Consider the following 16,186-nt stretch of genomic DNA (forward strand, 5'->3'; position numbering starts at 1 on the left):
TTTTGTAAACATAAAATTATAAGTAACTGAAAATCAATATTTTAAATTTAATGTTATTAACAAAAAAATGCAAAATTACAGTGAAATACGTAGTTTATTAATGAAATTTAAGGCAATTATTTTCTATTTTTAAGCATGAAATGGTCACAAGCAATCCTTGATTATAGACATTATCTCCAAATAGAGCGTGGGTTGTCTAGCAACTCCATAGAAAATTACAGTTATGATATAAAAAAACTTATGACCTACCTCGAAGATCATAGCATAAAAACCACTCCTATAAAAATTGATAATAATATCATAAAACAATTTATTTATACCATTTCTAAGTCTATAAACCCTAGATCTCAGGCAAGATTGATTTCGGGGCTACGCAATTTCTTTGATTACCTTGTTTTTGAAAACTACAGAAAGGATAATCCATTAGACCTTATCGAAACTCCTAAGATTGGTAGAAAGCTGCCAGATACTTTATCAGTAGCTGATATTGATTTACTAATAAGCACAATAGATCTCAGTTATAGATACAATGGTGTGAATCTAGGTGAGCGTAACAGAGCGATAATAGAAACTTTGTATAGTTGTGGCCTGCGTGTTAGTGAGCTCATAGAACTAAAAATTTCGGATCTGTTTTTTGACGAAGGTTTTATAAAAGTTACTGGTAAAGGTAATAAGCAACGCTTTGTTCCTATTGGTGATACCACACAAAAATATATTAGCATATGGAAATCTATAAGAAACCATATTGAGGTACAACCTAATTCTAAGGATATCTTATTTCTTAATTATAAAGGTAAAAAACTAACACGCGCCATGATATTTACGATTATTAAAAATCTTGTTGAAAAGTCAGGATTAAAAAAAACAGTATCTCCCCATACCTTTAGACACTCTTTTGCAACACATTTATTAGAAAATGGCGCAGACCTTAGAGCCATACAAATGATGCTGGGACATGAGAGCATTACTACGACTGAAGTATATATGCATGTGGACCGATCTCATCTAAGTGATGTTTTAAATAAATTTCATCCTAGAAAATGATTGTACGATTTTTGTGACATATTTATCGCTGTAGTGTCTAAATTAGAAATCAAAAAAATGAAGTTATCAGGATTTCGTTTTAGAGGCATATCTAAAAATGAGTTAAGCGAAAATTTAAAAGAAAATATTTTTAAAATAGGTCTTCAAATTTCTAATGTAGGTTTATGGGATTGGAATACTACTTTGAATAAAATTTACTACTCCAAAGAATCTATACAATTGCTTGGTTACAATAGTGAACAGTTTGAAAACAAACCCGAAGAATGGGATAATCGTGTCCATCCAAACGATAAAGCATCCTATTACAATGTATTTGAACAACATATAAAAGGACATCAGGATATTTATGAAAATGAATATAGAATTTTATGCAAGGATGGTAGTTACAAGTGGATATTAGATCAAGGTAAGGTTATTAATAGAGATCATACTGGTAAACCTACTCGAATTATTGGAACACATACCGATATTACCAACAGAAAAAAAACTGAAAATCAACTAAAAAAAAATCTTCAACTTATTACTAACCAAAATAAAAGGTTACATAACTTTACGCATATAGTCTCTCACAACTTAAAGACACATATTGGTAATCTTAAAAATCTTCTCGAGTTTTATGACGACGCTGATAACAATGAAGAGCGAATAGAACTTATAAACCATTTAAAAACAATTTCGGGATCACTAACAAAAACCATAGTGGATCTTGATGATATTATTAGTATAAAATCTAAATCAAATACCACTCAACTAAATGAACATGTAAATCTATTTGAATGTACTAGTAATATTATAGAAAGTCTCAGAATAGAGAGCTCTAATACACACGTAAAGCTATATAATGCCTTAAAACCTAAAGATGCATTATTTACCAATAAAGCTTATTTAGAGAGTATACTATACAACCTTATATCTAATGGAATAAAATATGCAGATCATATTAAAACTTCAAAAGTTGTTATTAGTTCTATTCATACTAACGAAACTATAAAAATCGTTGTCACTGATAATGGTATTGGTATAGATACTCGCAAATTCAAAGATCAATTATTTGAAATGTACCAAACCTTTCATGGGACTGACAGAAAAGATTCCAGAGGTATTGGACTTTATATTACCAGAACTCAAGTCGAGGCTCTAGGTGGTACAATTAAAGTTAACAGCATACTCAATGAAGGTACAACTTTTACTTTAACCTTTAAAAAAGAAAAGCACTCTAATTAGAGTGCTTTTCTTTTTTAATCATAATATTTACTATTTCGCAATATTTACTGCTCTAGTTTCTCTAATCACAGTGACTTTAACCTGCCCTGGATACGTCATATCCGTTTGAATTTTCTGTGAAATTTCGAACGATAAACTTGCTGCTTTATCATCAGATACTTTTTCACTTTCTACAATAACACGCAGTTCTCTACCCGCCTGTATGGCATAGGCTTTCTTAACACCAGTAAAGCCAAAAGCAACATCTTCTAAATCTTTAAGACGTTGTATATAAGAATCTAAAACTTGCCTTCTGGCTCCTGGTCTTGCTCCAGAAATAGCATCACAAACCTGAATGATTGGAGATAACAATGTTGTCATTTCTATCTCATCATGGTGTGCACCAATTGCATTACACACTTCTGGTTTTTCACCATGCTTTTCGGCCCATTGCATTCCTAAAATAGCATGTGGTGTTTCAACATCTGTTTCAGATGATGGCACTTTACCTATATCGTGTAATAAACCTGCTCGTTTGGCTAATTTAGGGTTTAATCCTAATTCAGCAGCCATGACACCACAAAGCTTGGCTACTTCACGAGAATGCTGTAGTAAGTTTTGTCCATAAGACGAACGGTACTTCATTCGACCTACCATTTTTATTAATTCCGGGTGCAATCCATGAATACCCAGATCGATAACTGTGCGCTTACCAACTTCTATAATCTCTTGTTCAATTTGTTTTTGTGTTTTTCTTACCACCTCTTCGATTCTCGCAGGATGGATTCTACCATCTGTAACTAGTTTATGAAGTGATAAACGTGCAATCTCGCGTCTAACTGAATCAAAACAAGATAGTATAATAGCTTCAGGAGTATCATCTACAATAATTTCAACACCAGTGGCAGATTCAATTGCTCTGATATTTCTACCTTCTCTACCAATAATTCTACCCTTAACATCATCAGATTCTATATTAAATACAGAGACACAATTATCAACGGCTTCTTCTGTACCTATGCGCTGAATTGTATTAATGATAATTTTTTTAGCTTCTTGTTGTGCTGTAAGTTTTGCTTCTTCTACTTTATCTTGTATAAAAGCCATAGCATCAGTTTTAGCTTCTTCTTTTAGAGACTCTACTAATTGCGCTTTAGCTTCTTCAGCAGATAAAGACGAGATAACTTCTAATTGTTTTATTTGGCTTTTATGAGCTTTTTCTAATTCGTCTTTTTTCTTCTCTAAAAACTCAAGTCTAAAATCGTAATCCTTTATCTTACTATCTAAAGATTGATTAGATTTCTTAGCTCTAGAAAGCTCATTAGAAACTTGAGATTCTTTATCTCTAATTCGTTTTTCAGCTTCTGCCATTTTCTTATCGCGGGTAAGAATTACTTTTTCGTGCTCAGCTTTAAGCTCAATGAATTTTTCCTTTGCCTGAAGTATTTTATCTTTCTTTAATGCTTCTGCATCTGTTTTGGCCTGCTTTAAGATTGATTTAGATTCGCTCTCAGCATGAGCAATTAACTTAGATGCCTTTCCTTTTTCTAATGATTTTGCAATTATATAGCCTAGTATTAGTCCTAATACTACTCCTCCAACAATATATAAAATTGTGTTAGTGTCCATGTTAGTTATTTAGTTTAGTATATAAAAAAAGCCTACATCAGTTTTCGGTTTTGTATAAACTCCTTAAAAACAAGTTTAGGGCTAACAAGCTGATCAAAAATCTGTCTAAATACATACGTATTAACAGCACGGTTTTACAACTTCAACTCACCCTTTTTAAAGAATTAACGTTGAGTTTATCAAAAAATGAAACTAATGTAGGCAGTAACCTTTTATTTTAAAGAACGTACGAGCTTATATATGTTGTTTTAAAAGTTCGTTTAAAGCTTCTAACTTTTCCTGAACTTCTTCATTCACATACTCTTTATCTATTGATTTTTGCTCTACTTGAGCTGCAAACTGTAAAGCACACATGGCTAATACATCTTGCTTATCTCTTACAGAGTAATTTTGCTCAAATTGCCCAATCATTGCCTCAATTTTTTTTGTGGCTTTTCTTAGACCTTCTTCTTGCTTAGGGTTAATTGTTAATGGATAAACCCTATTAGCAATTGAAAGTTTAATTTTTAATTGATCTGACATTTAGTCTTACTAATTTACAACTTTATTCTGAGAGTTGACCTATACAATGGTCAATATCTCTAATAAGTGCATTTATTTTGAGCTTCGTTTCTCGTTTATTTTCGTCACTACCAAGCATTGAATTAGCTATTTTAAGCGTTTCATACTTTTCTGCCCAAGATGCTATTTCTTCTTGTTGGCGTAGAAGTTCTTCTTGTTGTTGTTTTATTTGTTCAGAGAGTTTGTCGTTGGTCTGTTTTAAGACCTCTTGCTTGTGCAAAACCTTACTGATTTTATTCTCTAAAGCATCAACAATGTCTTCTATTTTACTCATTAAAGTAATTCAATACTATTGAAACAAAGTTAACACACCTAATGTAAAAACACAATTCTTTTACAATTATTTTTAATCTTCATAATAGCTACGTAATTAAAACGTTAAGAAAAATAATACAGATTTAACATTTGTAAATCTTAATCAAATTGATATTTTAGCTGTAGCACACAACTCATGAAAAAGTTTTTATTATTCTTTTTAATTACTACCTCTGGGTATACTCAGTCAGAATATCCACAGGATTATTTTAGAAATCCCCTAGATATTACATTGGTACTTTCTGGTACGTTTGGCGAATTGCGTTCTTCACATTTTCATTCTGGTCTAGATATAAAAACCAAGCAAAAACAAGGTTTAAAAGTATATTCGGCAGCTAAAGGGTACGTGAGCAGAATTAAAATTTCGCATTATGGCTATGGCAAAGCCATTTATATTACTCATCCTAATGGCTATACGACCGTTTATGGACATCTTCAAAAATTTTCTGAGCGTCTAGAGAAGTATATTAAAGAATGTCAATACGAAAAGGAAAGTTTTGAGGTTGAAGTATTTCCTAGTTCAGAAGAACTTATAATTAATTCGAATGAAGTTATAGCTTACTCCGGGAACACTGGTGGCTCTGGTGGGCCGCATTTACATTTCGAAATACGAGATAATCAAGAGCGCCCAATGAACCCTATGCTTTTTGGCATAAACGTAAAAGATACCAAACAACCTTTTGTTTCTGCGGTTTACGCTTACCCTAAAGATGAAAATGCTATCATTAATGGTAAAAACAAACGTGTACCGTTGCGTTTAATACCTCTAAAAAACGGAGATTATGAGGTTGAAAAAATTACTGCTCACGGCAACATTGGGTTTGGAATTACCTCTTACGACAAACAAGATTTAGCACCTAATAATAATGGTGTAAGTAACATTCAAACATTTTTTAACGGCAATAAAAGTCTTGAAATAGATTTTAAACGCTTTAGTTTTGCTGAGTCTAAGCACATAAAACGTTTGATTGATTACGAATATTTTAAAACCAAACGCTCCAGAATTCAAAAACTATTTGTTGAGAAAAACAACCCACTAAGTTTATATAAAGATGCTTACGACAATGGTTATATTAATATTGAAGATAGTACCGCTTCTGTATATAAAATAAGAATTAGGGATTTTAACGGCAACGAAACATGGGTAAATATCCCTGTAAAAGGGAAGAAAACAAAACTCGAAAACAGTATAGATAATGACATTTCTGAAATGTACTTAGTATATAGTGAACAGCCTACCACGCTTCAATCTGGTAACATTACTGTAGATTTTTATAAAAATACAGTATATGAAGACGCTTTAATCGATTTTAAAGTAAACTCCGATACACTTCATCTTCATGAAGATAAAGTTCCTCTTCAAAAAAACTTTTATATTAACTACGATATAAGTAATTATAAATCTGAGCACCAGAGCAAAATTTTTATTGCTAGATTATATGGTTATTATAAAAAACCCAGCTATGTGCATACTAAGCACAAAGGCAATATTCTAAGTGCTGGCAGTAAACGCTTTGGCACTTATATTTTAGCAATGGATACTATAGCTCCAACAATTACACCCATAAATTTTCAAAACAAAAAATGGTTGAGTAAATACAGATACCTTAAAGTAAAGATTGATGACGAGCTATCTGGAATAAGTAAATACAGAGCCACGGTAAACGGAAAATGGATTTTAATGGAATATGATTATAAAACCAAAATGCTTGTACACGATTTTAACGATAACATCGTTAAGGATACTAAGAACGAATTAAAGATAATTGTTACCGATAATGTTGGAAATAGTTCTACATTTGAAGCAACATTTTTTAGAAAATAAAACCTAACTATTTGAAACGCTTACATTTTATTCTTTTGCTGGGCTTGCTTTTTAGTATGCTTTCCTTTTCACAATCTGCAATTATTAGAGGTGTAATCCTAGATGAAGCCAATAATCCTATCGAAAATGTAAACATTAAAATTGTTTCTGGAGAAGGTACCTCAACAAACGCAAATGGATTCTATGAGTTAAAAGTTCCTTCAGATACAGAAATAACAATAGAGTTTACACATGTTGGACACAGCCGTATAGTTCAAAAATTTAATTTAAAAAATGGACAAGAATTAGAATTTAATCCTGTAATGTTGGTAGAAGTTGAGCAATTACCAGACATTGTTATTAATCATAACACCAGAACACGGATTGATGGTCTTGTTTCAGTAGATCCTGCAACACTAAGAAATATCAAAGGTGCTCAACCTGGTGTAGAAAATATTTTAAAAACCCTACCAGGTGTAAACATCTCTAATGAATTAAGCACACAATATTCTGTACGTGGTGGGAATTTTGACGAAAACTTAGTATATGTCAATGAAATTGAAGTCTACAGACCTTTTTTAATACGTTCTGGTAATCAGGAGGGGTTAAGCTTTGTTAATACAGATCTAGTACAAAATGTAGATTTTTCAGCTGGAGGTTTTCAGGCTAAATACGGAGATAAATTATCTTCGGTATTGGATATAACGTACAGAAATCCTGTAGCTTTTGGAATAAGAACTGATTTGAGTTTTTTAGGTGGTAGTGTTGCTGCAGAAGCTATCTCTAAAGATGGAAAATTTTCTGGTATTGCTGGTGTACGCTACAGAGATAATAGTTTAATCTTAAATAATCTTGAAACTGAAGGTAATGTAGAACCTGTTTTTGCTGACGCTCAGACCTATTTAACCTATCGGTTTTCAGATAAGTTTCATTTAAATTTTCTTGGAAACATTTCTCTAAATCAATACAATTTTCAGCCAGAAAACAGACAAACAAATTTTGGCACTTTACAAGAACCCGTAGCATTATTAGTGTTTTATGAAGGTAACGAAGAGGATCAATATCAAACATATTTTGGTGCCTTTAAAGCTAATTACTTTGTTAATGAAAATTTGACTTTAAAACTTATTGGTTCTGCATATCATACTCTAGAGCAAGAATATTTCGACATTTTTGCCCAATATCGTTTAGGTGAAGTCAATACTAACATAGGTGATGAGGATTTAGGAGAAGTAGAATTTAGTGAAGGTATTGGTTCGCAATTAACTCACGCTCGTAATGATCTGGATGCTTTTATTGTTAATGTTGAACATCGTGGAGATTATAAAATTGATGAAGAATCTACAGTTGAGTGGTCAGTAAAATATACTCACGAAGACATTAGAGATCGCTTAGTGGAATATGAAATCATTGACTCTGCTGGGTTTTCTGTTAGACCTCCAAACTTTAGTATTCCTAACCTTCAACCATACGAGTCTTTTGAAGGTCCATTAACCGCTTTTGAAAATATTAGAGCACTAAATAGAGTAAAGATTGATCGTATGCAAGCTTTTGCTCAGTATAGTAAGCGTACAACATGGGGAGACAACGAGGTGTTTTACAATATTGGTGTTAGAGCACACAATTGGACTGTTAGTGGAGAAAATATTGAAAGTAATACCCAAACCGTTTTTAGCCCAAGAGCTCAGTTTGCAATAAAACCCGATTGGAACAAGGATATGGTTTTTAGAATTGCTGGTGGCTTATATTACCAACCGCCTTTTTACCGGGAGTTAAGAGATTCTTCTGGTGTGGTACAACCCAATGTTAAAGCCCAAAAATCATTTCACATTGTATTAGGTAACGAATACAGCTTTAAAATGTGGGAAAGACCATTTAAGTTAGTGACCGAGGCATACTACAAAGGGTTAACCGATGTTAATCCATACACTTTAGAAAATGTAAGAATACGCTACAGAGCTAAGAATAATGCCAAGGCCTATGCATATGGACTAGATATGCGACTGAATGGAGAGTTTATCCCAGGTACGGAATCGTGGTTTAGTTTTGGGTACTTAAAAACTGAAGAAAATATCGATAATAGAGGCTACATTTCCAGACCTACAGACCAACGTTTAAAGTTTGGGGCTTTGTTTCAGGACTATGTACCTAACATGCCCAATTTAAAAATGTATCTTAACTTGGTGTATAATACTGGTGTACCTGGTGGTTCACCGAGTTATGCAGATCCTTACGATTTTCAAATACGTTTACGCGATTATAGACGAGCAGATTTAGGAATTTCTTTAGAGTTGGTCAATCCAACAAAAACCTATAATGCACGTTGGAAAAAGAAATTTAAAGAACTCTCTCTTGGTTTTGAAATCTACAATATGTTTAATAACCAAAACAGTATTACCAACACATGGGTAAGAGATGTATATACCAAACGTCAATTTGCAATTCCTAATTTCTTAACACCTCGTGTTTTCAACTTAAGGTTGTCTGCAAAATTTTAGGTTTATAATAGATATAAGATGAAATTTGCTTGGTTTTTTAGCGAAACAACCAAAATCCTCGTTGTATGACTACATTACATCCAATAAAATTTTTAAATTTGTAACTATCTAATTCACTTTAGGTTACCCTACTAAGCTATAGTTAAAAAATTATCGAGCATGAAATATTCCCTCATCGCATGCCTAATGCTATGTTTTAGTATAGCTTCTGCACAACTTAGTGTAAGAAACAATGCTTACATCTATGTTAATGACGAAATTCTATTTGTTGAAGATGATGTAAACCTTGAAGAAGCATCTACAAAATTATATTTAAGAAACGAATCACAATTAATTCAAGGAATTGGTACCACAGGTAACTCAGGTATTGGTGAATTAAGTATTTATCAAAACAGTGATGTAAACCAATTTGCATATAATTATTGGTGTTCACCTGTAGGTGGTATTCTAACCAATAATAATACTAATAATGCATTTAGGGCTGATCAAATTGATGATCCGTTATTTATAACTGCTAATCCTGTAGATAGTGGTGCATCATCTTTTACTGCTGGCCTAAATGGTACTCCAAATATGACATCTGCTGTTGCTTCTCTAATTATATCTAGTAGATGGCTGTATACTTACGTTACCGAAAATCAATACAGTGGGTGGAACCCTTTAAACGAAGTAAGTGATATTACAGCAGGATTAGGTTTTACAATGAAAGGAATGGGAGCATTTGGCTCTACAGTAAATCAAATTTATGATTTTAGAGGAAAACCTAATAACGGTACAATTACAAATGAAATAGCTGCAGGACAATTTACGCTTATAGGAAACCCATATCCTTCAGCTCTTGACGCTGCAGATTTTCTTTGGGATCCTCAAAATTCTCGCTTAGATGAAGTTGATGCTCCTCCGGCAGGTACTACTGGTGCTATCTACTATTGGGAACAAGATCCAGCTAATTCTACATCACATTTCTTAAATACCTACGTTGGTGGTTATGCCTCTTACACTTGCACTCAACCTGATGGCTTAGATAATATTGTAGAGTCTTATGTACCAGCGACATATATCTTTTATCTATCAAACGGATCACCTGCCAGTACACCGCCAGCAGGCACAGGATCGAGAACTGCAAGGCGCTATATTCAAATAGGGCAAGGTTTTATGGTAGAAGGTCAAACAGGTATTCCACTTGGTTCCCTTGTTTATTTAGAAAATAGTCATAGAGATTACATAAAAGAAAGTAATCTAAGTAGTAGTGATTTTTTTAGATCTAGTCAACCGAATCTAAGTACTACTAATACATCAGAATCTCAATATGATGAAAATGGCAACTTTATAGTGCCCGACGATTACAAACGATTTAGAGTAATTGTTAGTTTTAATGAACTTTACTCACGCGAATTACTTGCTAATTTTCACCATTCAGCTACCGAAGGTTTTGACTACGGTTTAGAAGCTAAAAGACCTAGTGAATTAGCTTCTGATGCCTATTGGACACAAAACAATGAAGATTTTGTAATCCAGGCTAATGCATTTGATGTTCAACTGAGAATACCACTAATAATAGATACCGAAGAACAACAACCTATAAGTTTTGGTATTTATGACATTCAGAATTTTGAAGATAATCAAGGTATATATCTTTATGATGCCGAGTATAATACTTATCAGAATTTAAGGCATCAAAATTATCATATAAATATTGAGCCAGGTAATTATACAGAACGTTTCGAAATTGTTTTTACACCTAGTGAGACACTAAACATTGATGACTTTAAAGTTGATAAACTAACCATAAATCAAAACAACAGTATTCATCAACTTTTTGTTTTAAACCCTAATGGATTAGATATAAAATCTATTGAGGTTTTTGATGTTGCAGGTAAAAGAATGTTAAATGGTCAATACGATGGTATTTCTAACCGATATGAGCTATCTACACATAATTTAAGTGATGCTGTTTATATCGTCAAGGTCACTTCAAATACTAATATTGTAAAATCTGGAAAGATTATTGTTAAGAACTAACAAATTCCTTCAAAACATTTACAACATAGTCTAATTCTTCTTTAGTATTAAAAATGCTAAAGGAGAAACGTACAGAAGGTTTTTTCAAATCTTCATTATCGAGAATGGCAGAAAGCACATGAGATTGTTGATTGCTACCACTTTGACAGGCACTCCCTTTAGAGCAAGCTATCCCTTTTAAATCTAATTGAAATTGTAGCATTGGTGCTTTTTCGGGCGCTATAGGCAAGCAGACATTGACTAAAGTATATGTACTGTTTACAGCGTCATGGCACCCACCATTGAAGCTTATATTTTGTATGGTTTTTAATTGCTCAATGAAATACATCTTTAATCCAGACACATACGCTTTTTCGGTCTTTATATTATTATATGCCATTTTAAGTGCTTCATCCATACCAACAATGTTATGGACAGCTTCAGTACCTGCTCTGTAACCTCTCTCCTGCTCACCACCAAAAATTAAAGGTTTCAAACCAGATTCTTTTCTTACATAACAAAACCCTACCCCTTTTGGGCCGTGAAATTTATGTGCGCTAGCTGCCATAAAATCAACAGTAATGTCTTGCAAATCTATCTTAAAATGCCCTACAGATTGCACCATATCAGAATGAAACAACGCCTCATTATTTTTACATAATTTAGCAACTTTAGCAATATCTAAAATATTACCCACCTCATTATTAACATGCATTAAACTTACTATAGCTTTATTTGTATTTTGTAATAAGGTATCTAAGTGCTTGTAATCTAACAAACCACAGCTGTCTAAATTGACAAAGCTTAGCTTTATATTATATTCTTCCTTTAACTGTTCTGCAGTATGCAAGACCGCGTGATGCTCAATTTTTGACGTAATAATTTCTGTAACACCCAAATCTCTGACAGCACTTCGCAATGCCAAATTATCAGCTTCAGTACCACCAGAAGTGAACACAATTTCTGAAGCACTAACATTAAAGTAACTCGCAATATTTTTTCTACATTGCTCTAAAAGTGCTTTAGAAGCACGACCAAAACCATGTGTGGATGATGCATTACCATAGTTATCTTCCAGAACGCTTGTCATTCGTTTTATTACTTCTGGCCTTAAGGCTGTGGTAGCTGCGTTATCTAAATAAACCTGCTTCATATACAATTTAGCTTTATAAGTAATGCAAAAATATTGTAAATAAAATTATTTGGATAATGCAACGTTATAATTTTACAAATCCATTATTTTTGTTCAAAATTGAATCTATGATACGTCGTTTATTTATATGTTTTTGCTTTATATGCTTAACCACTTGTGACGATGGTGATATTATTACTGTTGATCTAGAATTTGATCAAGTACTAGACCTATGTACTAATAATACAGAATCCTTTTTAATCTATGATTTAAGAGAAGATCCTGATGAATCTTTGTCTTTAATTATACCTAGAGCAAATAATCAAGATTTTCCATATACTGAACCTACACCAGATGCAACGCCCACAGAACTAACCATAAATGGCTCATCAATAAGATTTATATATAGAACCTACAATAGAGCTGTTGAGGTCGGTGAACTATGTGACCCTATTACGCCTGCAAATCTAAATATTATTGAAGATTACGAGGCAGATTCTGGTACTGTGTTTGTTACTGTAACAGTAGAGGATGATGATGGAGATGGTATTCCTTCTGATTTAGAGAACAGAGGAGATATGGATGAAAATGGGGATTACCCAGATGCACAAGATTGGGATGGAGATGGTATTCCTGATTATCAAGATCAGGATGATGATAATGATAATGTACTAACAAGTCTTGAAATTGACATGGAAAACGCTGACGAGGATGATGACCCAACAACTAACCCATTAGATACCGATGGAGATGGAGATCCGGATTATTTAGATCAGGATGATGATAATGATGGTGTTAACACGCGATTAGAAGACGAAAGTGGTGAAAAAAATCCGAGAGCTAATATCAATGAAGTGGTAGATACTAATGGCATGGATATATTTAGGTATTTATATAATGAAGTCGATGATCCTTTTACAGATCAAGGAGTAACGGATGATAATGAATATACAAGAACAGTTACTGTTAACTTTCTTGTTAATGGAGTTAACTTACAAATACTATCATCAGAAGAAATAAATCTTGGGACTTTAACCTACTCTTTTACATTACCAGAAGACGAAAATTAAGCCTCCTTATTCTGAAATATTCTTACTTCGGTAGCACCTAGACTATACGTTTTATAATCGGCATCATAGAATTTTACATTGTTGTATCTACTGAGCAAGGTTTCTAATTCTTGTCTTAGCACACCTTCACCTACTCCGTGAATAAGTACCATTTTAGGAATTCGTTTTTTTATTGCAAACTCCAATTGCCGCCTAGCAGTATCGAGCTGGAGATTAAGCATATCGAAATTTGTCATCCCTTTTGTAGAATCTGTTAGGTGATGAATATGTAAATCAACTTCAAATTTTGGAGTATGACGTTCTTTGGGTTTTACTGTAGGTGTATTTTTTCGTTTTGTAGTCTCTTTTTCCTTTTTTACAGCTTCTATATCCGAATTATAAATTGCATTTTCCAAAGTACTGGTAGAAGTTACAACCATCAGTTCGTTGGTATTAAACTCAAATTCAAAACCATTAACATCTTCAATAGTGATTGTATTCTCAGAAATTTTAATAACAGTGCCAAAGATATTATCATCAATGGTCTCTACAGTATCACCAATTTTAATCTTCATCTACCTCTTCACTTTTAACAAAAGTCTCTTCTTCTTGTTTATCATATTTACTTGGAATATTTCGCGATGTTCTATAGATACCAAACATCAATAATACAATACCACCCATTAACAAATAAGTATTTTGTTGTTCTTCGGCCTGTGCATAGATAGCGATGACACCACCTATTAATATGCATGAGACATTTATAATTCTAGAATAATTCATTATTAAATAAGATTGCGCATACAAAAATACGGTTTTGAACAATTTACAATAGCAATTATAAAGTTATTCAACAAAATCTTATTTTAGCATTATGTTTTTAGTGCTTAAAGGACTTGAAGATTATATGCTACCATGCCTGAATAAAAAACTCTTTGGTTTTGACTGTATGGGTTGTGGACTTCAACGTTCTATTACGCTTTTAATTAAAGGTCAGTTTATTGATGCCTTTTTTATGTACCCAGCAGTATATAGCCTCATTGCTTTGTTTGGGTTTATAATCATAAACAGTTTTAGGAATTTTAAAAACGGAACTAAAATAATTACTATCTTGGCTATTCTGAATGTGGTCACCATCATAGGCAGTTATTTACTTAAACTTTATCTTAAATAAATTAATTATGGAACAACAAAAATTAAATCCAGCAATGGTCTATGTCTTATCTATAGTAGGGTTATTATGTTGCTGTTTTGGTGGGCTTGGTGTTTTTCTTTCTGGACCTGCATTTTTTATGGCAAAAAATGGTCTTAAAAAAGCTAGTGAAAACCCAGATGATTATGACCAAACCAGTGTAAATTCAATGAATACAGCCAAAATTGTAGCTTTAATAATTACAATCATTTGTGCTATTACTTTATTATACAACATATATGATTTATCAACAGGTGGCTTCGAAGAAAGAAAACAATTCATTGATGAATTTATGAGAGGATTACAAGAAGGTAAGAATGATGTTTAAAAATAACTAGTTTTTAATATAATAAAAAAGCGATTCTAAATATAGAATCGCTTTTTTTATATCAAATATATAAAGACTTATTAATCTTCAAACTCTTTTAATGTCTTAATAATAATAGATACACAATCTAGCAATTGATCTTCAGTCATTACAAGAGGTGGTGCAAAACGAATGATATTACCATGGGTCGGTTTTGCCAATAAACCATTATCCCTCAGCTTTAAACAAATATTCCATGCTGTATCGCTGTCTTCATCATCATTAATAACAATAGCATTTAGCAAACCTCTACCTCTAACTAAGTTTACAATAGAAGATGTTTCTATAAACTTATTCATTTCGGCTCTAAATACTTTACCAAGGTAATCAGCATTTTCAGCTAGTTTTTCATCCTTCACAACTTCTAATGCAGCAATAGCAACAGCTGCTGCTACAGGGTTTCCTCCAAATGTACTACCATGATTTCCTGGTTGGATTACATTCATTATTTCATTATTGGCCATTACGGCAGACACAGGATATAATCCACCACTCAATGCTTTTCCTAAAATTAATACATCTGGTTTAACATCTGGAGTATCAGAACAATTCTTATCAGCACAACTACAATTCCCGCAACTTGCTAATAAACGTCCAGTACGTGCAATTCCTGTCTGTACTTCATCAGCTATAAACAATACATTATACTTTTCACATAACGCTTTAGCTTCTCTTAAATAGTTTTCACTTGGTACATAAACACCAGCCTCACCCTGAATAGGTTCAACCATAAATCCTGCAACATTAGGATTAGAGCTTAAAACAGCTTCTAATTCTTCTAGGTTATCATATTCTACTTTTATAAACCCATCTGTATAAGGTCCAAAATTTTTACGTGCTACTGGATCATTAGAAAATGAAATTATTGTTGTTGTTCTTCCATGAAAATTGTTTTTACAAACAATAATCTCTGCCTTATTTAAGTCAATACCTTTAACCTCATAAGCCCATTTTCTACAAAGTTTAAGTGCCGTCTCTACAGCTTCTGCTCCTGAGTTCATTGGCAACATCTTATCGAATTTAAAAAACTCAGTCGCATACTTTTCGTAACGCCCAAGCATATCATTATAAAATGCTCTTGAAGTTAATGTTAATCGTTGTGCTTGCTCAATCATAGCATTCACAATTTTAGGGTGACAATGCCCTTGGTTCAAAGAAGAATATGCCGATAAAAAGTCATAATACTTTTTACCTTCTACATCCCAGACAAAAACACCGTCGCCTTTACTCAGTACAACTGGCAATGGGTGGTAATTTTGTGCTCCATACTTGTTTTCTAGTGCCATCGCCTCTTGCGATGAAATGTGGTCTAAAACAGCCATTTTAATATTGTTTTTAAATTAAAAAAATAACCATTCCTTATCTACCTTTATTCTTTCGAAGAGTCCGAA

General features: G+C 32.8%; 15 protein-coding genes and 1 other RNA gene. 8 read left to right on the forward strand and 8 right to left on the reverse strand.

Features of this window, described 5'->3' with window-relative positions; genetic code table 11:
* Window positions 1–135: 135 nt before the first annotated feature.
* Together xerA and Q0912_RS07965 are read left to right on the forward strand one after the other, a co-directional pair.
* Window positions 136–1,044 (forward strand): site-specific tyrosine recombinase/integron integrase, encoded by a 909-nt coding sequence (gene xerA, locus Q0912_RS07960; protein ID WP_299113824.1) that lies wholly within the window; start codon window positions 136–138, stop codon window positions 1,042–1,044.
* Window positions 1,045–1,101: 57 nt separating this feature from the next.
* Window positions 1,102–2,268: a PAS domain-containing sensor histidine kinase gene (locus tag Q0912_RS07965; protein WP_299113825.1), complete on the forward strand. Its 1,167-nt coding sequence runs from the start codon at window positions 1,102–1,104 to the stop codon at window positions 2,266–2,268.
* A 30-nt stretch (window positions 2,269–2,298) separates the two neighbouring features.
* On the opposite strand, the gene rny is transcribed toward Q0912_RS07965, so the two are convergent.
* From rny to Q0912_RS07985, 4 genes are all read right to left on the reverse strand, one after another.
* Window positions 2,299–3,876 carry a ribonuclease Y gene (rny, locus tag Q0912_RS07970; RefSeq protein WP_299113827.1) on the reverse strand — a complete coding sequence of 526 codons (1,578 nt, stop codon included), beginning with the start codon at window positions 3,874–3,876 and terminating at the stop codon, window positions 2,299–2,301.
* Window positions 3,877–3,932: 56 nt separating this feature from the next.
* Window positions 3,933–4,052, reverse strand: a non-coding RNA gene (ssrS, locus tag Q0912_RS07975) — 6S RNA.
* A 58-nt stretch (window positions 4,053–4,110) separates the two neighbouring features.
* Window positions 4,111–4,398: a cell division protein ZapA gene (locus Q0912_RS07980; protein WP_299113829.1), complete on the reverse strand. Its 288-nt coding sequence runs from the start codon at window positions 4,396–4,398 to the stop codon at window positions 4,111–4,113.
* 22 nt (window positions 4,399–4,420) lie between these two features.
* Window positions 4,421–4,711 (reverse strand): hypothetical protein, encoded by a 291-nt coding sequence (locus Q0912_RS07985; RefSeq protein WP_299113831.1) that lies wholly within the window; start codon window positions 4,709–4,711, stop codon window positions 4,421–4,423.
* Between the two features lie 177 nt (window positions 4,712–4,888).
* Here Q0912_RS07985 and Q0912_RS07990 point away from each other — a divergent pair, with 177 nt between their 5' ends.
* From Q0912_RS07990 to Q0912_RS08000, 3 genes are all read left to right on the forward strand, one after another.
* Window positions 4,889–6,577 carry a M23 family metallopeptidase gene (locus tag Q0912_RS07990; RefSeq protein WP_299113833.1) on the forward strand — a complete coding sequence of 563 codons (1,689 nt, stop codon included), beginning with the start codon at window positions 4,889–4,891 and terminating at the stop codon, window positions 6,575–6,577.
* Between the two features lie 56 nt (window positions 6,578–6,633).
* The gene (locus tag Q0912_RS07995; protein WP_299114241.1) at window positions 6,634–9,054 is read left to right on the forward strand and encodes a carboxypeptidase-like regulatory domain-containing protein; all 2,421 of its coding nucleotides are present in this window, start codon (window positions 6,634–6,636) and stop codon (window positions 9,052–9,054) included.
* Between the two features lie 159 nt (window positions 9,055–9,213).
* Window positions 9,214–11,076 carry a T9SS type A sorting domain-containing protein gene (locus Q0912_RS08000; RefSeq protein ID WP_299113835.1) on the forward strand — a complete coding sequence of 621 codons (1,863 nt, stop codon included), beginning with the start codon at window positions 9,214–9,216 and terminating at the stop codon, window positions 11,074–11,076.
* Here Q0912_RS08000 and Q0912_RS08005 read toward each other — a convergent pair.
* Entirely contained in the window at window positions 11,066–12,208 is a 1,143-nt protein-coding gene (locus Q0912_RS08005; RefSeq protein WP_299113837.1) for a cysteine desulfurase family protein, read from the reverse strand. The genes Q0912_RS08000 and Q0912_RS08005 overlap by 11 nt on opposite strands.
* 107 nt (window positions 12,209–12,315) lie before the next feature.
* On the opposite strand from Q0912_RS08005, the gene Q0912_RS08010 reads away from it, so the two are divergent.
* Window positions 12,316–13,257 (forward strand): hypothetical protein, encoded by a 942-nt coding sequence (locus tag Q0912_RS08010; protein ID WP_299113839.1) that lies wholly within the window; start codon window positions 12,316–12,318, stop codon window positions 13,255–13,257.
* Here the strand turns inward: Q0912_RS08010 and Q0912_RS08015 are convergent.
* A complete protein-coding gene (locus tag Q0912_RS08015; RefSeq protein WP_299113841.1) occupies window positions 13,254–13,811 on the reverse strand; it encodes a Smr/MutS family protein in 558 nt (185 codons plus the stop codon). The two genes, Q0912_RS08010 and Q0912_RS08015, sit on opposite strands and share 4 nt — an antisense overlap.
* Window positions 13,801–14,019, reverse strand: a complete 219-nt coding sequence (locus Q0912_RS08020) for a hypothetical protein (RefSeq protein ID WP_299113842.1) — start codon at window positions 14,017–14,019, stop codon at window positions 13,801–13,803. The genes Q0912_RS08015 and Q0912_RS08020 overlap by 11 nt, the downstream gene beginning before the upstream one ends.
* 91 nt (window positions 14,020–14,110) lie before the next feature.
* Here Q0912_RS08020 and Q0912_RS08025 point away from each other — a divergent pair, with 91 nt between their 5' ends.
* Both Q0912_RS08025 and Q0912_RS08030 read left to right on the forward strand, forming a co-directional pair.
* A complete protein-coding gene (locus Q0912_RS08025; protein WP_299113844.1) occupies window positions 14,111–14,410 on the forward strand; it encodes a DUF2752 domain-containing protein in 300 nt (99 codons plus the stop codon).
* Window positions 14,411–14,417: 7 nt separating this feature from the next.
* Window positions 14,418–14,756, forward strand: a complete 339-nt coding sequence (locus Q0912_RS08030) for a CCC motif membrane protein (protein ID WP_299113846.1) — start codon at window positions 14,418–14,420, stop codon at window positions 14,754–14,756.
* A gap of 80 nt (window positions 14,757–14,836) precedes the next feature.
* Here Q0912_RS08030 and rocD read toward each other — a convergent pair whose 3' ends face one another.
* Window positions 14,837–16,117 (reverse strand): ornithine--oxo-acid transaminase, encoded by a 1,281-nt coding sequence (gene rocD, locus Q0912_RS08035; protein WP_299113848.1) that lies wholly within the window; start codon window positions 16,115–16,117, stop codon window positions 14,837–14,839.
* Window positions 16,118–16,186 lie beyond the last annotated feature (69 nt).

The organism is uncultured Winogradskyella sp. (assembly GCF_947498345.1).
Classification (GTDB): domain Bacteria; phylum Bacteroidota; class Bacteroidia; order Flavobacteriales; family Flavobacteriaceae; genus Winogradskyella.